Origin of the sequence: Micromonospora sp. NPDC047187, assembly GCF_040643355.1 — a bacterium.
Taxonomy (GTDB): Bacteria; Actinomycetota; Actinomycetes; order Mycobacteriales; family Micromonosporaceae; genus Micromonospora; species Micromonospora salmantinae.
Window position 1 is genome coordinate 845,167 of the sequence record NZ_JBEYUF010000001.1, and the last position, 20,234, is coordinate 865,400.

Annotated in this window: 16 protein-coding genes; 15 read left to right on the forward strand and 1 reads right to left on the reverse strand. The window is 68.4% G+C overall.

Translation table 11 applies throughout. The features are described 5' to 3' along the window. The first annotated feature begins 14 nt into the window (after positions 1-14). The 9 genes from ABZ794_RS03645 to ABZ794_RS03685 all read left to right on the forward strand — a co-directional run bounded on the left by ABZ794_RS03645 (position 15) and on the right by ABZ794_RS03685 (position 8,959). Positions 15-1,262 carry a sugar ABC transporter substrate-binding protein gene (locus ABZ794_RS03645; RefSeq protein ID WP_210781512.1) on the forward strand — a complete coding sequence of 416 codons (1,248 nt, stop codon included), beginning with the start codon at positions 15-17 and terminating at the stop codon, positions 1,260-1,262. A 76-nt stretch (positions 1,263-1,338) separates the two neighbouring features. Next, complete coding sequence (locus ABZ794_RS03650; RefSeq protein ID WP_210781511.1) at positions 1,339-2,292, forward strand: sugar ABC transporter permease; 954 nt, start codon at positions 1,339-1,341, stop codon at positions 2,290-2,292. Further along, complete coding sequence (locus tag ABZ794_RS03655) at positions 2,289-3,119, forward strand: carbohydrate ABC transporter permease (RefSeq protein ID WP_357514034.1); 831 nt, start codon at positions 2,289-2,291, stop codon at positions 3,117-3,119. The genes ABZ794_RS03650 and ABZ794_RS03655 overlap by 4 nt, the downstream gene beginning before the upstream one ends. Positions 3,120-3,127: 8 nt before the next feature. Next, positions 3,128-4,309 carry a mandelate racemase/muconate lactonizing enzyme family protein gene (locus tag ABZ794_RS03660; RefSeq protein WP_357514036.1) on the forward strand — a complete coding sequence of 394 codons (1,182 nt, stop codon included), beginning with the start codon at positions 3,128-3,130 and terminating at the stop codon, positions 4,307-4,309. Continuing rightward, positions 4,306-5,514 (forward strand): fumarylacetoacetate hydrolase family protein, encoded by a 1,209-nt coding sequence (locus ABZ794_RS03665; RefSeq protein ID WP_210781508.1) that lies wholly within the window; start codon positions 4,306-4,308, stop codon positions 5,512-5,514. Before ABZ794_RS03660 ends, ABZ794_RS03665 begins: the two co-directional genes overlap by 4 nt. Beyond that, the gene (locus tag ABZ794_RS03670) at positions 5,511-7,028 is read left to right on the forward strand and encodes an aldehyde dehydrogenase family protein (RefSeq protein ID WP_210781507.1); all 1,518 of its coding nucleotides are present in this window, start codon (positions 5,511-5,513) and stop codon (positions 7,026-7,028) included. The genes ABZ794_RS03665 and ABZ794_RS03670 overlap by 4 nt, the downstream gene beginning before the upstream one ends. Positions 7,029-7,352: 324 nt before the next feature. Then, the gene (locus ABZ794_RS03675; RefSeq protein WP_210781506.1) at positions 7,353-7,511 is read left to right on the forward strand and encodes a hypothetical protein; all 159 of its coding nucleotides are present in this window, start codon (positions 7,353-7,355) and stop codon (positions 7,509-7,511) included. A 20-nt stretch (positions 7,512-7,531) separates the two neighbouring features. Then, complete coding sequence (locus ABZ794_RS03680) at positions 7,532-8,734, forward strand: RNA-guided endonuclease TnpB family protein (protein ID WP_210781505.1); 1,203 nt, start codon at positions 7,532-7,534, stop codon at positions 8,732-8,734. A 99-nt stretch (positions 8,735-8,833) separates the two neighbouring features. After that, complete coding sequence (locus ABZ794_RS03685; protein WP_255750828.1) at positions 8,834-8,959, forward strand: hypothetical protein; 126 nt, start codon at positions 8,834-8,836, stop codon at positions 8,957-8,959. Between the two features lie 111 nt (positions 8,960-9,070). Here ABZ794_RS03685 and ABZ794_RS03690 read toward each other — a convergent pair whose 3' ends face one another. Beyond that, positions 9,071-10,594, reverse strand: coding sequence for an alpha-N-arabinofuranosidase (locus tag ABZ794_RS03690; RefSeq protein ID WP_238689934.1), 1,524 nt, complete (start codon positions 10,592-10,594; stop codon positions 9,071-9,073). A gap of 285 nt (positions 10,595-10,879) precedes the next feature. On the opposite strand from ABZ794_RS03690, the gene ABZ794_RS03695 reads away from it, so the two are divergent. The 6 genes from ABZ794_RS03695 to ABZ794_RS03720 all read left to right on the forward strand — a co-directional run bounded on the left by ABZ794_RS03695 (position 10,880) and on the right by ABZ794_RS03720 (position 20,185). Further along, on the forward strand, positions 10,880-13,252 hold the full coding sequence (locus ABZ794_RS03695; RefSeq protein WP_210781503.1) for a glycoside hydrolase family 3 N-terminal domain-containing protein: 2,373 nt from the start codon (positions 10,880-10,882) through the stop codon (positions 13,250-13,252). A gap of 315 nt (positions 13,253-13,567) precedes the next feature. Further along, complete coding sequence (locus tag ABZ794_RS03700; RefSeq protein WP_357514040.1) at positions 13,568-14,563, forward strand: LacI family DNA-binding transcriptional regulator; 996 nt, start codon at positions 13,568-13,570, stop codon at positions 14,561-14,563. Positions 14,564-14,654: 91 nt separating this feature from the next. Next, complete coding sequence (locus ABZ794_RS03705; RefSeq protein WP_210781501.1) at positions 14,655-16,838, forward strand: alpha/beta hydrolase-fold protein; 2,184 nt, start codon at positions 14,655-14,657, stop codon at positions 16,836-16,838. A gap of 104 nt (positions 16,839-16,942) precedes the next feature. Then, complete coding sequence (locus ABZ794_RS03710; protein WP_357514042.1) at positions 16,943-18,283, forward strand: extracellular solute-binding protein; 1,341 nt, start codon at positions 16,943-16,945, stop codon at positions 18,281-18,283. A 76-nt stretch (positions 18,284-18,359) separates the two neighbouring features. Beyond that, positions 18,360-19,301, forward strand: coding sequence for a sugar ABC transporter permease (locus ABZ794_RS03715; RefSeq protein WP_238689939.1), 942 nt, complete (start codon positions 18,360-18,362; stop codon positions 19,299-19,301). Beyond that, positions 19,301-20,185 carry a carbohydrate ABC transporter permease gene (locus ABZ794_RS03720; RefSeq protein ID WP_357514045.1) on the forward strand — a complete coding sequence of 295 codons (885 nt, stop codon included), beginning with the start codon at positions 19,301-19,303 and terminating at the stop codon, positions 20,183-20,185. The genes ABZ794_RS03715 and ABZ794_RS03720 overlap by 1 nt, the downstream gene beginning before the upstream one ends. Positions 20,186-20,234 lie beyond the last annotated feature (49 nt).

Sequence of the window (20,234 nt, forward strand, 5' to 3'; positions counted from 1 at the left end):
ACAGTGGAGTAACGATGGGTAATAAGCGCGCTCATTTCGGCATCGCCAGGGCGACATGTGCCCTCGGCCTGGTCGCCACCCTCCTGACCGGTTGCGGCTCGGACGGCGATTCCGGCGACGGCGTCACCAAACTGACCTTCGCCGCCTCGACCTTCGGCGACCCGGGCCGCGGGCCCCTGCTGACGAAGTGGCTCGACGAGTTCAACCAGAGCCAGACCAAGGTCCAGGTGTCCGCCGCCGCGGTGCCGTACCCGACCTTCGGCCAGACCGTGCTCACGCAGATGGGCAGCGGCAAGGGCCCCGACCTGATCCGCTTCGACATGCCCGAGTTCGAGGCGGCCTCCGACGCCGGCCTCGTCGCGCCGCTGGACAAGGTGATCGACGCCAGCAAGTACGACCTGCTCAAGCAGCCGGACCAGTTCATGGTCCACGACGGTGTCCGGCACGGCGTCATCTTCGAGGCGTCGAACTACGCGATGTTCTACAACGCGGACCTGATCCCGACGCCGCCGACCACCTACGAGCAGTTCACCTCCACCGCGAAGTCGCTGACCAAGGGTGACGTCTTCGGCCTGGCGTTCCGTCAGACGGAGGCCGAGGAGGCCGGTGTCTGGCAGGACATCTTCAACTACGTCTACGGCTTCGGCGGCGCGTGGTCCGACGGCAAGAACCTGACGATCAACTCGCCCGAGAACCTCAAGGGCCTGCAGGCGTTCAAGGACCTGTACGACGCGAACGTGATCCCGCGCGGAGCGGACGCGGCCACCTTCCGGCGGATGTTCGCCGAGGGCAAGGTCGGGATGGAGCTGAACAACGGCGGCTACGTGACCGCCACCCGCGGCCAGAACGCGAAGCTGAACTTCAACGTCGCGCCCATCCCGTTCCCGGTCCGCAAGCAGGGCGCGATCCTCGCACCGATCGTGATCAACGAGGCGAGCGAGGGCAAGGACGAGGCCGGCACCTTCATCAAGTGGGCGCTGGAGCCGCAGAACCAGGTCAAGCTTCAGGAGATCCTCGGCGCGAGCAGCGTGGCCACCACCACGCAGCGCAGCGCGGAGGCGCTCAAGGCGACCCCGTTCCTCCCCGTCTTCGACGGGCTCACCGAGACCAGCCTGCCGCAGATCGTCCTGGGGTTCGAGGCCAAGACGCCGGACATCCGCAAGGTGGTCGTGCAGAACGTGGTCGCGGCACTGCAGGGCAAGGCCGACCTCAAGTCGGCACTGGATCGCGCCCAGCAGCAGGCGAGCGAACTGGTCCGCTGACCGCTCGACACGGCGACGCTGCCGGCGCAACGATCCGTGCGCCGGCAGCGTCCTTCCCCCAGAAGGATCGAACCCGATGACTGTGGTCGAGCAGACCGGAGCACCGAAGACACCAACCCCAGGCCGACCCCGGCGTCGGCCCAGCCCACTGGGCAGCAAGTGGACGCCGTACCTCTTCCTGGCACCCGCCGCCCTGTTCATCCTCGTCTTCCAGGTGGTACCCCTCGTTCAGGAGGTGTACCTCAGCTTCACCAGGACGAGGCTGCTCAACCCCACCCGCAGCGAGTGGGTCGGGCTCGACAACTTCAACCGGATCTTCGGTGACCCCGAATTCCACCGCACGCTGCTGATCACCTTCGTCTACGTGATCACCTGTGTGGTCGTCGCGATCGGCGCCGGGCTCGCCGTCGCGCTCCTGCTCAACAAGAAGTTTCGCGGCCGGGGCGTGGCACGGGCGCTGGTGACCGTCCCCTGGGCCGCTCCGGGCATCGCGGTCGCGCTCATCGCCACCTGGATGCTCAACGCGCAGTACGGCATCGTCAACCGCTTCCTCGACGCGGTCGGGCTCGGCGTCCCGGGTGGCGCCATCCTGGACAGCTCGCGCTACGCGCTCCCGGCAGTGCTCGCCACGACCATCTGGCAGCTGTTCCCGTTCACCTCCGTGGTGCTGCTGTCCGCCCTGCAGTCCGTTCCGCAGGACCTCAACGAGGCCGCGACGGTGGACGGCGCCGGACGATGGGCCACCTTCCGCGCGGTCACCTGGCAGGTCATCAAGCCGACAGTGGGCCTGCTGGCCCTGCTGATGACGATCTGGTCGCTGCGGCGGTTCGAGCTGATCTGGCTGATGACCAAGGGCGGACCGGTCGGTGCCACCGAGACGCTCGTCATCGACCTCTACTCGCAGGCGTTCGACTCGAAGGAACTCGGATCGGCGGCGGCCATCGGAATGGTCGGCGTCGTCATCTCGCTCATCGTCATCATCGGCAGCCGCCTGGTCGCCCGTGCCGTGGAGAAGGGGGACGTCCGATGAGGCGCGTCCGATTCGGTGTCACCGCACGGATCATCGCCGTGCTCGTCGTGCTGGGTGTCGCGGTGTTCCCGCTGTACTGGATGTTCGTCACGGCGCTGTCCAGCAACAGCGACCTCTTCGCCGATCAGCCCCGGCTCACGCCCGACCTCGGCCAGTTCGGGGTCTTCGTGGACGCGCTCGCCGAGGGCAAGGCGGCCGGGTGGCTGCTCAACAGCCTGATCATCGCCGTCGGCACGATGGTTCTCTCCGTCGGCCTGGGCATCCCGCTCGGGTACGCGCTGTCCCGATTCTCGTTCTGGGGCAAGGCCGTGCTGACCGTCGTGCTGCTGTTCACGCAGATGCTTCCCGAGGCGCTCATGGTCGTCCCGCTGTTCGCGCTGTTCCGCCGCTTCGAACTGCTCGACTCGCTGACCGGCCTCGTCCTGGTGAACTCCGCCTTCGTCCTGCCGATCGTCGCGCTGATCCTCAAGGGCGCCATCGACGGCATCCCGAAGGAGTTGGAGGAGGCGGCGCGCGCCGACGGCGCCCGGCCCTTCACCACCCTGACCCGCATCAACGTGCCGCTCATCGCACCGTCGATCGCGGCCACCGCGGTCATCGCCTTCTTTCACGCCTGGAACGAGTACGTGTTCGCGGTGACGTTCATCTTCAACCCCGACCTGCAACCCGCCTCCGTCGGCATCGCGAACTTCATCGGCGAGCTGGGTACACCGATCCAGACGGTGATGGCTGTCGCCTTCCTGTTCACACTGCCCGCCGTCGCCTTCTACCTGTTGGTCCAGAAGTACGTGGTGTCCGGCATGACCGCCGGTGCGGTGAAGGGTTGAGCCGAAAGATGAAGATCGTCTCTGTCGACACACTGGTCGTCGACTTCTACCGTACGAACCTCGTCATCGTGCGGGTCCACACCGACGAGGGGATCGTCGGGCTCGGTGAGGCCACCCTGGAGGGCAAGGAACGTGCCGTCCAGGGTGCCATCGCCGAGCTGGCCGAGGCGGTGGTGGGCCTGGATCCCACCAGCATCTCGAAGATCCTCTACGAAGCCGCGCGGGACTGGTACTGGCGCGGCGGGCCGGTGATCATGACGGCGTTGAGCTCGCTGGAGATGGCCCTGTGGGACATCTCGGCGCGCGAGCTCGGCGTGCCGGTCTCCCGGCTTCTCGGCGGCGCGACCCGCGACCGGGTCCGCGCGTACGCCAATGGTTGGTTCTCCGGCGCCGTCACGCCGGAGGACTACGCGGCCGCCGCGCGCCGGACCGTGGAGTCGGGCTTCCGGGGCCTCAAGTGGGACCCGTTCGAGAACTACGACCTGACCATCACCACCGCGCAGCTGGACCGGGTGCTGGCCCAGATCGACGCCGTCCGTCAGGCGGTGGGCCGCGAGGTGGAGCTGTTCGTCGAGGGGCACGGCCGCTTCGACGTCCGCCACGCCATCAAGGTGGCGAAGGAGATCGCCCAGTTCGACCCGGTGTGGTTCGAGGAACCCTGCCCACCGGACAACCTCGACGCGCTCGTCGACATCCGTCGCGCGTCGCCGGTGCCGATCGCCGCGGGGGAGCGGTGGTACGGGCGGCAGGGCTTCGCGCCGGCGCTGGCCCGCCAGGCGGTCGACTTCGTCCAGCCCGACGTGACGCACGCCGGCGGGATCGCCGAGCTGGCCTTCATCTCCACGCTCGCCGCGACCAGCTACGTGGGCTTCGCGCCGCACAACCCGAGCGGTCCACTCAGCACCGCCGCGACGCTGCAACTCGGGGCGACGTTGCCCAACTTCCGGTACCTGGAGATCATGGCGACCGACGTGCCCTGGCGTCCCGAGATCACCAACGAGCGGCTGGTGCTGACCGACGACGGAGACATCCTCATCCCGACCGGGATCGGCCTGGGCATCGAGGTGGATCTCACAGCGATCGAGCAGCATCCGTTCACACCGCACCCGCTGCGGATGTTCCAGGACGCCGTCTTCGACATCCGTCCCCGCGACGAGCGGTCCTTCTTCAACCTGGAGAGCGACTCATGACGCTGCCACGGCCCCGGGGGTCGGCCGCGGCCGCGGACTGGGTCGGTACCGCCGCCGAAGCGTTGCCGGACGATGCCGACAGCGTCCTCATCGGCCGCATCTGGGACCCGTCCGGCGACGGCCCCTCACCGGTGACCGTCCGCGACGGCGAGGTCATCGACATCAGCCACCGGTTCCCGACCGTCCGCGACATCTGCGAGCTGCCCGATCCCGCCGCGACGGTGGCCGGGCTCGACGGGCCGAGGGTGGGCGACTTCGGGGAGATACTGGCCAACACGGGGGCCGCGACCCGGGACCGTGGCACGCCCTGGTTGCTCACCCCGGTCGACCTCCAGGCGCTCAAGGCCGCTGGCGTGACCTTCCCGATCTCCATGATCGAGCGGGTGATCGAGGAACGGGCGCGGGGAGACCTGGCACTGGCGGCGGACATCCGGCACCGCATGCTCGCCGACGTCGGTGTCGACCTGCACAACCTGGAGGCGGGCTCACCGGAGGCGGATCGGCTCAAGAGTCTGCTGGTCGCCGAGGGCATGTGGAGCCAGTACCTGGAGGTGGGCATCGGCCCGGACGCCGAGATCTTCACCAAGGGACAGATCCTCTCCGCCGTCGGCACCGCCGTTCCGGTCGGCGTGCTCGCCGCGTCGACCTGGAACAACCCGGAACCCGAGGTCACGCTCATCGTCCAGTCCAGTGGCCGGATCGTCGGCGCCACCCTCGGCAACGACGTCAACCTGCGTGACATCGAGGGCCGCTCGGCGCTCCTGCTTCCCCTGGCGAAGGACAACAACGCCTCCTGCGCCCTCGGCCCCCTGATCCGGCTCTTCGACGACCGGTTCGGCATGGATCGGATACGCGAACTCGAGGTGCGCCTGCAGGTTCGCGGCGAGGACGGCTTCCACCTGGAGGCGGTCTCGGAGATGACCCAGATGTCACGCGATCCCGAGGAACTGGTCCGGCAGCTGATCGGGCCGCACCACCACTATCCCGACGGCGCCGCCCTGATGCTCGGCACCATGTTCGCGCCCATCCAGGACCGGGACCGCCCCGGTGAGGGCTTCACCCACAAGGTCGACGACGTGGTACGGATCAGCTGCCCGGCGCTCGGCACCCTGGTCAATCGGGTGTGGCACGCGGAGGAGTGCGAGCCCTGGCACTTCGGCGTCCGCGATCTCATGGGCAATCTGGTAAGGAGAGGACTGCTGTGAACGTGGTCAGCACTGTCGATCCGCGCGACGGTCAGCGTCGCGCGACGGAGCTCACCGAGACCGACGAGTCTCGACTGGAGGTGATCGCCGGTCAGACGTCCCCGGCGGCGCAGTGGCTGGCCGCGCGCGGGAGGCTCGGCCGCGCGGAGTTGCTGGACGCGATCGCCGCGTCGCTGGAGTCCCGTCGGGTGGATCTGGTCGCTGCCGCCGAGGCGGAGACCGGGCTGAGCCACGCGCGACTCGACGGGGAACTCACCCGGGCGGCGCTCCAGTTCCGGATGTTCGGCGAGGTGCTGCGCGACGGCGCGTACGTCGAGGCCACCATCGACCACGCCGCCGACACCCCGCTCGGCCGAGGCCCGGACCTGCGGCGGATGCTGGTACCCCTCGGGCCGGTCGCGGTCTTCGGGGCCAGCAACTTCCCGTTCGCCTTCTCGGTCGCCGGCGGTGACACGGCCGCGGCGCTCGCCGCCGGGTGTCCGACGATCCTGAAGGCCCACCCGTCGCACCCGCTGACCTCGCACGCCTCCGCCGCCGCGATCGAGTCGGCGGTCCGCGACCTCGGCGGGCCCGAGGGTGTCGTCGCGACCGTGTACGGGGAGCAGGCCGGTCGCGCGCTGGTGCGCCACCCGGCGATCCGCGCAGCCGCCCTGACCGGCTCGGTCAACGCCGCCCGCGCCATCCAGGCGGCCATCGACGAACGGCCCGACCCCATTCCCCTGTACGCCGAACTGAGCAGCGTGAACCCGATCGTCGTCCTGCCCGACGCGGCCGCCGCCCGAGCCGACCAGATCGCCGAGGGGCTGTTCGGCTCCTTCACGAACTCGGGCGGTCAGTTGTGCACCAAGCCCGGCCTGGCGTTCGTTCCGTCGGATCCGGGTGGTGACGGCCTGGTCGACGCGCTGCGGGCCAGAGTCGACGCGTCGGGCGGCACGCTCCTGCTCAACGAGCGCATCCGGGACGCGTTCGAGGACCGGTCCACGGAGTTCGAACGGGCCGGCGCCCGGCTGTCGGCGCGGCCCACTGTCGAACCCGGGGCGGGCTTCACGGTGGCACCGACCCTCCTGGAGGTCGACCTCGCCGGCCTGACCGCCGAGATCGCCGACGAGTGCTTCGGCCCGCTTTTGGTAGTGGTCCGCTACGACGACGCCGCCGACCTCGACGCCGCGCTGGCCTCCGTCCCGCCGTCGCTGACCGGTTCGCTCCACAGCGGACCGGGCGACGACGCCGACGTCGTACGCCGACTGGTCGACGTGCTCGCCGCCCGCGCGGGTCGCATCGTCTTCGACGGCTACCCGACCGGTGTCCGGGTGTCGTGGGCCCAGCACCACGGTGGCCCGTGGCCGTCGACAAACGCCGTGCACACGTCGGTGGGCGCCACGTCGATCCGACGGTTCCTCCGCCCACTGGCGTGGCAGGACGCCCCGGCCTGGGTCCTCCCCGAGGAGTTGCGCGACGAGTACACCGCCATCTCCCGGCGAATCGACGGGAGGTTGCAGCCAGCGGTCGAATAACCGGGTCTGCCGGTTTCTTTTGGGCGCGTTTCCGGCCCACCTGCGACTGGCGCGCGAATTCCTCGACGACATCGACCCGACAGCGAATTCGCGCGCCAGTTGTCCTGGTGCCGCTGAAGCGCGCCCGAATTGTTTGGACGCGATTCTCTGTTCCGATTTCCGTCTTCACCGTCAATGCAATTCATGGTTGTGTTTTCGGCAGGGAACGATGTTAGCGCTCGCATAGCTGCATCGCTCGTTACTGGTATCCCTTCACCTCACCATCGAATGGTCGGTCGGCCGCTCGGTGCGGTCTGACCCACACGCCGAAGAGGGAGCAGGAACATGCCCGTCGCACCTCCCCGTCCCCTGATGCCGGCACCGACGCGCCGGCTGATGCTCGCGTTGCTCGCCGCCGTCACCGCCCCGCCCGCCTCGGCCGCACCCCCCGCGCTCCTGCGCCCGACCGTCTACCAGTGCGGACGTCTCCGAGATCAGCCATAGACCAACGCTAGAATCGATGCGTGCAGCTTCGGTGCAACTACCGGCTCTACCCGGACGCCGCCCAGCGTGAGGCGCTGGCGAAGGCGTTCGGGTGCGCGCGGGTGGTGTTCAACGACGGGCTGCGCGTGCGACAGGAAGCACACGAGGCTGGCCTGCCGTATCCGACGGACGCCGAGTTGTCCAAGCGGGTTACCGTGGCCAAGTTGACCCCGGAGCGTGCGTGGCTGGGTGAGGTGTCATCGGTGGTGTTGCAGCAGGCCCTCGCTGACCTGAACACTGCGTACCGCGCCTTCTTCGCCTCGCTGTCGGGCATGCGCAAGGGTCGCAAGGTCGCCGCTCCCCGGTTCCGGTCCCGCAAGGACAGCCGGCAGGCCGTCCGGTTCACCGCCAACGCCCGGTTCAAGATCCTCGACAACGGTCGACTGCGGCTGCCGAAGATCGGCGATCTGGAAGTCCGTTGGTCGCGGGAGCTGCCGGCTGCGCCGACGTCGGTGACGGTGGTCCGGGACGCCGCCGGTCGGCACTTCGCCTCGTTCGTGGTGCAGACCGCCGACCAGCCGTTGCCCGAGCTGGACTCGGAGGTCGGCATCGACCTGGGGTTGACGCACTTCGCAGTGATGTCCGACGGGACGAAGGTGAGCGCGCCGAAGTTCCTGCGCCGTGCAGCCCGCAAGCTGCGCCGGTTGCAGCAGGGCTTGTCCCGCAAGCAGCGGGGCAGCAACAACCGCAAGAAGGCTGTCCGGAAGGTCGCCCGCGCGCACGCGAAGGTGGCCGACACCCGGCGGGACTGGCAGCACAAGCTTTCGACGCAGATCATCCGCGACAACCAAGCGGTGTTCGTCGAGGACCTGTGCGTGGCTGGTCTCGCCCGGACACGGTTGGCGAAGTCGGTGCACGACGCTGGGTGGTCGCAGTTCGCGGCCATGCTGGAGTACAAGGCCGCCCGGCGCGGGCGCACCTTCGCTCGGGTAGGTCGGTTCTTTCCGTCGACGCGCATGTGCTCGGACTGCGGCCGGATCAACGATAAGATGGCGCTCAACGTCCGGACGTGGGGCTGCCCATGCGGCAGCCTGCACGACCGAGACGTGAACGCCGCCAAGAACATCAGGGCCGCCGGACGGGCGGACCTCAACGACCGTGGAGCGCAGGTAAGACCGGCACCCGTGCCGGCACCGCGCGGCGAAGCGGTAACCCGCCGAGAGCTTGCCCCTTCGGGGGCGTAGCAGACCGGAATCTCCGCCCTCCAGGGCAGAGAGGACGTCAAGCGTTCACCCACGACTGTCGACTTCTACGCGGGTGACAGGCACCTCGGGTCGGCCCCGGTGCGCCACGGCGTCGCCCGGCTGAAGAAGACCGTCAGTGGTGAGCTGAACGCGCCGGTGGTCGCCCGCTACCGGGGCGACAAGCTCTTCAACGACTCTGACAGCGATCCCGTCGACGCCCGGTAACAACAGGCTGGATCCCGTACTCCCTGTGGTGGGGAAGCCCCCGGCCGCGCACCCCTGGTGATTGCCAGGGTGTGCGCGGCCGGGGCATGTCCGGGACCGTTCGTCAGCCGATCACGGGGTCTTGTCGGCGGCACGCAGGCGCAGCATGGTCCAGGACGCCGGCGGAAGAGTCAGCTGGACGCTGGCGTCGGCGCCGCGTGCCGTGTCGTTGGGGCGCGGCGCGGCGTGGTCCGGACCGTCGGCCGTGTTCTTGGCGTGCAGGTCGGTGCCGCCGACGGTGACGCACTCGATGATGTCGCTGACCTGCGCGCCGGCGACGTCGATGGTCACCTCGGCCGGGGTGTCGAGGACGCGGTTGACGAGGAAGACGGTCATCTCCCCGGTGGTGTCGTCCCAGGTGGAGACCGCGTCGACCGCGTTGATCTCACCGTAGCGGTCGGTGGTCGTCGTGCTGCCCTCGCGCAGCACGTCCAGCACCGTGCCCTGAGCGTGCCGGGCGGTGCGGGCGAAGGGGTGGAAGATGGTCTGCCGCCAGGCCGAGCCGCCCGTCTCGGTCATGATCGGTGCGATGACGTTTACCAGTTGGGCCTGGCACGCCGCGCTCACCCGGTCGCTGTGCCGCAGCAGGCTGATGAGCAGGCCGCCGACGACGACCGCGTCGGCCACGCTGTAGTGGTCCTCCAGCAGCGGCGGTGCGACCGGCCAGTCCTCGCCGCTCGGCGGCGTGGACGGGGCGGCGGACTGGTACCAGACGTTCCACTCGTCGAACGCGATCATGATCTTCTTGGTGGACCGACGGATCGCTCCGACCGAGTCGGCGATGGCGGTGACGGCGTCGATGTACCTGTCCATGTCCTCGGCCGAGGCGAGGAAGCTGGCCAGGTCGTCGTCGACCGGCTGGTAGTACGCGTGCAGCGAGATCAGGTCCACGTCGTCGTACGCCTCGGTCAGCACGTCACGCTCCCAGCTGCCGAAGGTCGGCATACCGAGGTGTGAGGAGCCGCAGGCGACGAGTTCGAGATCGGGATCGAAGCGGCGCATGGCCTTCGCGGTCTGCGCCGCCAGCCGCCCGTACTCGGTCGCGCTGCGCTGGCCCACCTGCCACGGGCCGTCCATCTCGTTTCCCAGGCACCACAGCTTGATTCCGTACGGATCGACGGCGCCGTTGTCGCGGCGCTGGTCGGCGAGGTGGCTCCCGCCGCGGTGATTGGCGTACTCGAGCAGGTCGACGGCCTCGGCGGTGCCACGGGTGCCCAGGTTGACCGCCATGATCGGATCCACCTCGGCCTTGCCGACCCACCGCATGAACTCGTCGAGCCCGAACGCGTTGGTCTCCAGGCTGTGCCAGGCGAGGTCGAGCCTCGCCGGTCGTTTGTCGACCGGGCCTACGCCGTCCTCCCAGCGGTAGGAGGAGACGAAGTTGCCGCCGGGATAGCGGACCGTGGTGACGCCCAACTCACGCACCAGCGCGAGGACGTCGCCCCGGAAGCCGTCGGCGTCGGCCGTCGGGTGCCCCGGCTCGTAGATTCCGGTGTAGACGCAGCGACCCAGGTGCTCGACGAACGAGCCGAAGAGTCGACGTGGCACCGGCGCGACGCGTCGGCGGGGGTCCAGGGTCAGGCGGGCCGTGTTCACGCCGTTCTCCGGCGCGCTGTCGAGGTGGGTGTTCAGGGCTGGCTCCCTTCGTGCAGGTCCGACGCCGGCAGCACTGCCCGAGCGCCGGGACCGAGGGGTGGTGGAGGCACTGTGAGCTCTGGACAACGTGATCGTCTTCGATTACGTTCTCGATCTATGTAAACGTTACCGATTACGTTTACGTAAGGGAACACGACGCCTGGACCAATGTCTGGCCGGCATCCCCCCGCGGGTCCTGCCGCCCCGGCCGAAAGACCAGCTTGTCGCGGTGATTGGGGTGACCGGGTGACCACTGTTGAGCCGGAGATCGAAGCGACCTACAGGGATGCGACGGCACCGGTCGACGAACGGGTGTCGGACCTGTTGGCCCGGATGACCCGCGAGGAGAAGCTCGCGCAACTGGGCAGCACGTGGGCGTTCACACTGCTGGAGGGCGGACGGTTCGCGGCCGAGCGGGCCCGGCCGATCCTTCGACACGGCCTGGGGCACGTCACCCGCATCGCGGGCGCGACCAGTCTGAAGGCGGCGCAGGTGGCGCGGGCCGCCAACGCGATCCAGCGCTTCCTGGTCAGCGAGACCCGGCTGGGGATTCCGGCGATCGTGCACGAGGAGGTCTGCTCGGGGGTCATGGCCCGCGAGGCGACCATCTTCCCGCAGGCGATCGGCGTCGCGAGCACCTGGGCACCGGAGCTGAACCGGCAGCTGGCGGACGTTGTTCGCGCACAGATGCGCGCCATGGGAAGTCATCAGGGGCTCTCGCCGGTGTTGGACGTGGTGCGCGACCCACGGTGGGGCCGGACGGAGGAGACCTACGGCGAGGACCCGTACCTGGTGTCCCGGATGGGGGTGGCGTTCGTCAGGGGCCTGCAGGGCGCCGAGCTGGCCGACGGCGTCCTCGCCACCGCCAAGCACTTCGTCGGCTACGGGGCGTCCGAGGGTGGGCTGAACTGGGCGCCGGCCCACCTGCCGCCGCGTCTGCTGCGCGAGGTGTACCTGTATCCGTTCGAGGCGGCGGTCCGTGACGGCGGGCTCCAGTCGGTGATGGCCGGCTACCACGAGCTCGACGGCGTCCCGTGCCATGCCAACCAGGAACTCCTCGCCGACGTCCTGCGTGGGCAGTGGGGCTTCACCGGAACCGTGGTCTCCGACTACTTCGCCGTCAACGACCTCCACTCGTACCACCACTTCGCCCAGGACAAGCAGCAGGCCGCGACTGTGGGCCTCGGCGCGGGCGTGGACGTCGAGCTTCCGGCGACGGACGCGTACGCGGACGCCCTCACCCGCGCCCTGAACGCCGGCGAGGTCAGCCAGGCCCGGCTGGACGAGGCGGTCGCACGGATCCTTCGGCACAAGGTCGAACTCGGGCTCTTCGAGAACCCGTACGTCGACGAGGATGCGGCCTCGACGTCGGCGAACGCCGAGCGGCACCGGGACGTGGCGCTGGAGATCGCCCGCCGCAGCCTCGTCCTGCTCAAGAATGACGGCGTCCTGCCGCTGCTCGCCGGCGTCGGAACCGTCGCTCTCATCGGCCCGAACGCCGACGACGCCCGACACCTGCTCGGTGACTACTCGTTCGTGGCCCACATCGAGGCGTTGGTCCAGGCGCGCAAGCGGCGCGGCCTGCTCGGCGAGATGATGACGATCCCCGACGATCTGGAGATCGACGAGAGTACCGAGGGTGTGCCCACGGTGCGGGACGAACTCGCGGCGCGGCTGGGCGACCGGCTGCGCTTCGCCCGGGGCTGCGACGTGCTCGACCCGTCGAACGAGGGGTTCGCCGAGGCGGTCGCCGTCGCCTCGGCGGCCGACGTCGCGGTGCTGGTCCTGGGTGATCGCTCGGGCGTGACGCCCGGGGCCACCACTGGCGAGTCGCGGGACCGGTCCAGTCTGGATCTGCCGGGCGTGCAGGAAGCGCTTGTCCGTGCCGTCGTCGCCACCGGCACGCCCGTCGTGGCGGTGCTCGTCGCCGGCCGACCGGTGGGCAGCGACTTCCTGCACGAGGAGTGCGCCGCGGTGCTGATGGCCTGGTTGCCGGGGGAGACCGGGGCGCAGGCGATCGCCGAGGTGCTCCTCGGTGAGGTCGACCCGAGCGGGAAGCTGCCGATCTCGTACCCCCGCGGCGTGGGCCAGATCCCCGTCTTCTACGGCCACAAGGTGTCCGGCGGGCGGTCACACTGGCACGGCGACTACGTGGATTCGCCGGTCGCCCCGCGGTACGTCTTCGGCCACGGCCTCGGGTACACCTCGTTCGTGATCGAGGACGCCACGGTGGAGAGCGCCGAGGTTCGCGCCGGGGACACCGTCGGTGTCGAGGTCACGCTCACCAACACCGGACACCGGGCGGGGGAGCAGGTGGTGCAGCTCTACGTCCGCGACCCACAGGCCACTGTCACCCGGCCGGTGCTGGAGCTGAAGGCCTTCGCCCGCGTCGAGGCCGCCGCCGGCCAGCGGGTGGCGGTGCGGTTCGCGCTCCCCACCGGCCAGCTCGGTTTCTACGACCGGAGCATGGCCTACGCGGTGGAGGCCGGGCAGATCGAGGTGTACGTCGGCTTCTCGGCTGCCGACCACACTCATGCCGGCACCTTTGTCATCAGTGCGGACCCGGACCGGCCGACGTCGAAGGTCTTTACCGGGGCCGTCGAAGTTCGGCAACTGTGATCGTTCACCCGGGGACGGGGAATGGTTCTTGACGGAGCGTGCCGTCCTGTTGTCAACGGGTGGCACCAACGCGGAAATCGGGCCCAATCCGACCCCCGGCAGAGGATGCCGATTGCGTTATCCGCAACGGCGTCCGAAGGTCATCGCGCCCTTGCGGGCGTCCGGTTAGGACCTTGTTCTCGACGGTCGGTCAAGGACGAAGAGGTCTTGTGTTCGTAATCGTTCTCAGTTACGTTGGCAACATCCTGGAAACGTAACCGATAACGATTGCAGTCCAGAGAGAGCGGCATGATTGAAGTCAATGCGCCGGTAACAATGAGTGATGTCGCCCGAGCTGCTGGCGTTTCCACCGCCACCGTCTCGCGCGTCGTCAACGGGCATTACGGCGTCAGCGCTCGCACTGTCGCTCAGGTGCGCTCCGCCATCGAGCAGCTCGGCTACGAGTCGAGTCTGGTGGCCACCAGCCTTCGGCGCAGCCGCACCAACGTTCTGGGTCTCGTGGCGCACAGCTTCCAGTCGTACACGGCGGAAGTGCTCAAGGGCGTGATGAAGGCGCTGAGCCGATCGGGCTTCGATCTGATCATCTATGCCAACAGCGACCTCTACGGGTCGTATTCGGAGGGTTGGGAGCAGCGCCACCTGACCCGACTGTCGGGCACCCTCACCGACGGGTGCATCGTCGTCACGCCCTGGGGTGATTTCCGGACCCGGACGCCGGTCGTGGCCATCGACCCGGTGCGGGGCTCGACGGCACCCTCGGTGATTTCCGACAACTTCGCTGGCGCCACCACGGCGGTCCAGCACCTGCTCGGCCTGGGCCATCGACGCATCGGGTTCATCGCCGGCCGGGACAGCCTGGCCTCGGCCTGGTCCCGGGAGGAGGGCTACCGGGCCGCGCTGACCACCGCCGGGGTTCCGGTCGACCCGACACTGATCGGCCGAGGAGATTTCAACCCGGAGTCGGCGACTCCGCTGGCGCGCGTCCTGCTGCAACGACCGGACCCGCCATCGGCGATCTTCGCGGCGAGCGACGGGATGGCCCTCAAGGTCCTGGAGGTCGCCAGGGAGCTGGGGTTCTCGGTGCCGGGGGACCTGTCCGTCGTGGGGTTCGACAACATCCCCGAGTCGGCGTTGACCCAGCCGGGTCTGACCACTGTGGACCAGTCGATGTATCAGCTCGGGTACGAAGCCGCGCGGATGCTGAAGTCACTGGTGACCGGGGAGTGGGACGAGCCGAGCCAGATCGTGCTTCCGACCAGCCTCGTCGTGCGCGACTCGACAGCACCGCCGAAGAGCGCGGCAGCGGCCTGAAGGAGGTGCACGCACCACACGGCAGATCCACCGTTGAGTTGAGCCGGCCAGTCGGGTCGCATCCGCTGCCGGCACGTGAAAGGAGTGGAGTGTGGCTACCGAACAGTATCACGGGCGTTTACGCCGTCTGGGCGTACGTCGGCGGCTCTCGGCGGCGTTCACCGCCGGGGTCATCGCCACCGCGGCGGTGCTCCTCGCGCCGCAACCGGCAGCGGCGGACACGCCGTGGCTGGACGTCTCCGCGGACCGCTACGCCACGTTCGCCGTTCCCGCGGCGTACGTCCAGGAGAACCTGGGCACCGTCTCGCAGGTCGTCGTCGAGGGAAACTTCGGCCCGTCGGCCAGCTGGGCGGAGTTCGGTCTGACCCGCCGGGGTGACGTGTGGTCGGGTGTTCTCGGCGCGCTGGAGCCCGGGCTGTACAACTACCAGCTCACCGCCGACGACACCTTGACCATCAAGGACCCGACGAACAGCACCGGTGTCGCGTCCAACCCGCTCCTGAGCACCTTCTTCATCGCGGGTGACTCGGCCCGGTGGCTGGTCGACGCGCCAGCCGGCACCGGCGGGAAGATCGAGACGCTGACCTATCGGACCAGGAACGCACAGCGCTCCGCCCTGGTCTGGACGCCACCGGGTTACGCGGCCAAGGGCTCCAAGGGATACCCGGCGCTCTTCCTGCAGTCGGGTGACGATGTGGCCGCCACCGACTGGCTCGACCTCGGCCGATCCAAGCAGATCCTCGACAACCTCTCGGCCGCGCGTGCCATGAGCCCGATGGTGGTGGTGATCAACGACGCCGACGCCTCGGACGACAGGGAGTTGAAGGACCTCCGGAAGGCGGTCACCGACACCTACCGGGTCCTTCGCGATCCGGCGCACCAGGCGATCGCGGGTGTGTCCGACGGCGGCACGCAGGCGTTGCGGGCAGCGCTCACCAAGCCGGGTCAGTTCGGGCACGTCGGTTCGTTCTCGGGCACGTCGGCCCCGCAGATCGACCGGAAGGACGCCAAGGCGATCAACCGCGGCGTCAAGCTGCTCCGCCTCTACACCGGCAACGTCACCGATCCCGCGTACAACCCCACCTACCGGCTGACGAAGGCGTTGACCCGAGCTGACGTCCGGTTCGAGTTCGACGGGGTCAACCCGGACGGCGGCGCGACCTGGACCACCTGGCAGGAGAACCTCGTCGATTTCGTGCCGCGGTTGTTCCGGCACGTGGCGGACCACGGGCCGAGCCCCGGTCACCAGCCGCTCAAGCGGGAGTTCGCCCCGCCGCCGGCCGGCACCACCCCGACACCCTTCATCAGTGAGGACGGGTTCGTCACCTTCGAGACGACCACGGACTTCACTGACGCCCAGCACGTCACGGTCTGGGCGAACGTCGCGCCGGGCGGCAGTTGGCTGCGACTGCCACTGACGCGCGACGGTGACCGGTGGCGGGCAACAGTGGGTCCGCTGAAGCCCTGGTTCTACTACTACCGGCTGATCGTGGACCGGGTCGCGGTCAAGGACGCCTCCAACCCGACGACTGTCACCACCGAGCCGATGTGGAGCACCTTCTTCATCCCGGGGCCGGGTGCCCGACTGCTGTCGGACGTGCCCGCCGGTCGCGGCGGCAAGGTCGAGAGCATGACCTATCCCAGCACGGTGGCCGGCCAGGACCGCACCGCGCTGGTGTGGACCCCACCGGGGTACGACCCGAACCGGACGCAGCCGTACCCCGTCCTCTACCTCCAGCACGGCGGCGGCCAGAACTACACGGACTGGGTCGAGATGGGCCGCGCCAAGCAGATCCTCGACCACCAGTTCCTCGACGGCGACCTCACGCCGATGGTCGTCGTGATGGGCAACGGCAACTCGTCGAACTTCAACAGCGAGTTGCGGCAGAACATCGTTCCGACGGCCCGTGCCCGCTACCACATCTCCAGCGATCCGTCGCAGCAGGCCCTCGCCGGCCTGTCGATGGGCGGCGGGCAGGCGTTCGGGGTGCTGCGGGCCTACCCGGGCGAGTTCGCCTACGTCGCCGCGTTCTCGGCCGGTTTCGGCAGCGGCACCGGCGTCGACGTGGCGGCGATCAACAACGGCACCAAGATGCTGCGCCTGTACGTCGGTGACCAGACCGACTTCGTGTACCCGAGCTTCATGGCATCGCTGACCACGTTGGACAACCTCGGTATCCGCTACGAGTTCGACGGGGTCACCCCCGGGCCGCACGGCTGGGACGTGTGGCAGAAGAACCTCATCGACCTGGCGCCCCGTCTGTTCAAGCGCTAGGAGCCTTCGCCGGCGACGCCACCGGGAGCAGGGCTTCCTGCCCCCGGTGGCGCCCGCCAGCGCATGGATGCAGTGCACCGCCATCGCCGAAGGGAACCATCTCAATGAAGAGAAGACGAATACTCGCCACGGTAGCCATGCTCGCGGCGGGGACCGGCCTCGTCGCCTGCTCCTCCGACGAGGGCGGCAGCGACGCGAGCAATTGCACGAACACCATCACCAAGCAGAACGTGCCGGTCGTGACGATGTGGGGCTGGTACCCCAACACCCAACTCGTCGTCGACAACTTCAACAAGCAGCACGACGACGTGCAGGTCTGCTGGACCAACGTCGGCCAGGGCAGCGACGAGTACGACAAGTTCCAGACCGCCATCTCGGCGGGCACCGGCGCACCTGACGTGATCATGGTCGAGGCGGACCGGATCCCGACGTTCCAGATCCAGGGCGCGCTCGTCGACATCAAGCAGTACGGCTTCGACGCGGTCAAGGCCAACTACGGCGAGGGCGCCTGGAAGGACGTGTCGGTCGGCGACAAGGTCTACGGCGTCCCGGTCGACGGCGGCCCGGTGGCGATGATCTACCGGAAGGACATCTTCGACAAATACAAGATCACGCCGCCGAAGACCTGGGCCGAGTACGAGCAGGCCGCCCAGAAGGTCAAGGACGCCGGTGGCCCGCTCTTCGGTGACCTCGGCGCGAACGTCTCGGCGCTCACCATGGCGCTGCAGATCCAGAAGGGCGCCGCGCCCTTCACCTACGACCCGGCGCAGCCGAAGGCGATCGGGGTGAAGCTCAACGACCAGGCGTCCAAGGACGTGTTGGACTACTGGGGCGGCCTCGCCAAGAAGGGCCTGGTCGGTACGCAGGACCAGTTCACCCCGGAGTACATCTCCGGCGTGATCAACGGCAACTACGCGACGTACATCTCGGCGGCCTGGGCGCCCGGCTACCTCACCGGCGCCGGCGTCGGTAAGGGGCAGGACACGGGCAAGTTCGCTGTGGCGCCGCTGCCGCAGTGGGACCCGGCCAACCCGGTGCAGGTCAACTGGGGTGGGTCGGCCTTCTCGGTGACCAAGCAGGCGAAGAAGCCGGAGCTGGCCGCGAAGGTCGCCTACGGGCTCTACGCCGACAAGGAGTCGCTCACCGACGGCTGGACCAACCAGATCATCTTCCCGCTGAACCTCACGGCGCTCAAGGACCCCGCGTTCGCCGACCTGAAGGTGGCGTTCTTCAACGGCCAGCAGGCGAACAAGGAGGTCTACCTTCCCGCCGCCGAGGCCTACAGGGGTGTCGCGTACGCCCCCTTCGGTCAGTACTACCTCGATGCCATGACCAAACAGGTCAGCGAGATCATCAAGGGCTCCGTCACCGGTTCGCAGGCTGCCGACCGGCTCCAGGAGGACGTGGCGAAGTACGCCAAGGAACAAGGCTTCACCGTTCAGTGACCGGACGGGTGGGCCGCGCCGGCACTGGCCGGCCGGCCCACCCGCCCCCCTCAGCGTCCACGTCCCGGAGACCAAGATGACATCCCTGACCGAGAAGCGAGCACCGCGTCCTCAGCCTGAGGCGCGCAAGATCCGTGGCAAGGTGCACCTCCGCGAACACCTGATGGGGTGGCTCTTCGTCGGGCCGTTCGGGATCGTGTTCCTGGCGTTCCTCATCGCACCGCTGGGGTACGCGCTGTACCTCAGTCTCTTTCAGAAGAAGCTGATCGGCGGCACCAGCTTCGTTCTCTTCGACAACTACGTGAAGGCGTTCACCGACCCGAGCTTCCTGTCCGGGGCGTGGTTCGTCATCCGCTTCTCGCTGGTCTCGATCCCGCTGCAGATCGTCATCGCGCTCGCGCTGGCCCTCATCCTGGACTCGGTGACCACCCTGTTCGCTCGCTTCTCCCGCCTCATGATCTTTCTGCCGTACGCGATCCCCACCGTGATCGGGGCCGTGATGTGGGGGTTCCTCTACAGCCGGGGCTTCGGCCCGCTCACCGACATCTTCGGGCTGTTCGGCGCCACCGCACCCGACTTCCTGAGCAGCGACCTGATCTTCTACGGGCTGCTCAACGTCGTCACCTGGCAGTGGGCCGGCTACTACATGATCATTTTGTACGCGGCGTTGCAGGGCGTCGACCCGACGCTCTACGAGGCGGCCCGGATGGACGGCGCCGGGCGGTGGCAGATCGCGACGCGGATCAAGATTCCGCTGATCGCGCCCGCCCTGATCCTCATCCTGGTCTTCTCGCTCATCGGCACCCTGCAGTTCTTCAACGAACCGCAGATCCTGCGCTACCTCGCCGCGGGCACGATCGGCGCGGACTTCACCCCGAACATGTACGCGTACCAACAGGCGTTCTCGCTCGCCAACTTCAACTACGGGTCGGCGATCTCCTTCGCCCTCGGCGGGCTCGTGTTCATCTGCGTGTACGCCTTCCTGTTCTTCACCCGCAAGCGGAGGAGCTTCCTCTGATGACCGACCACACCAGCGTTCGCGCCGGCGCCCGCCGACCGCAGCGCTATCTTCCCCTTCAGATCCTCCTCGGCTTCCTGGTGATCTACTTCCTCGTACCGTTCTGGTGGGTCATCGTCAACAGCTCCAAGGGCGCGCCCGGCCTGTTCGGCGGCGGCAACACCCTCTGGTTCACCGACCAGATCGACTACCTCGGGAACCTGCGGCAGCTCTTCACCTACGACGGTGGCATCTACCTGCGGTGGATGCTCAACTCCACGCTCTACGCCATCGCCGGCGGAATCGGCGCCACCGTCCTGGCGGTCATGGCCGGCTACGGGTTCGCCAAGTACCGGTTCGCCGCCCGGCGCTTCAGCTTCGCCATCGTGCTCGGCGCGCTGATGGTGCCCGCCACCGCTCTGGTCATCCCGACCTTCATCATGTTCTCCCGGCTCGGCCTGACGAACACGGTCTGGGCGGTGATCCTCCCGTCGCTGCTCAACCCGTTCGGCGTCTACCTGATGCACGTGTACGCGCGCGACGCGGTGCCCGACGAACTCCTGGACGCGGCACGGGTCGACGGCGCGGGAGAGGTACGGACGTTCCTTCAGATCGCTCTTCCGCTGATGCGTCCCGCGGTGGTCACCGTGCTGCTCCTGTCGGCCGTGGCGTCCTGGAACAACTACTTCCTGCCGCTGGCCATGCTCTCCGACAACCGGCTCTTCCCGGTCACCGTCGGCCTCGGCCTCTGGCAGGGAATCGCGTCCGCGAACAACGCGGGAACCACCTCGCTGTGGAGCCTCATCATCCTGGGTTCCCTGGTGTCAGTGATCCCGCTGATCATCGCGTTCTTCAGTCTGCAACGACATTGGCGCGGCGGCCTCTCCGTCGGAGGTCTCCGGTAGGCCGCACCGACGTCACCAGCCAATCCACCACAGGCGCATTGATCGCCGC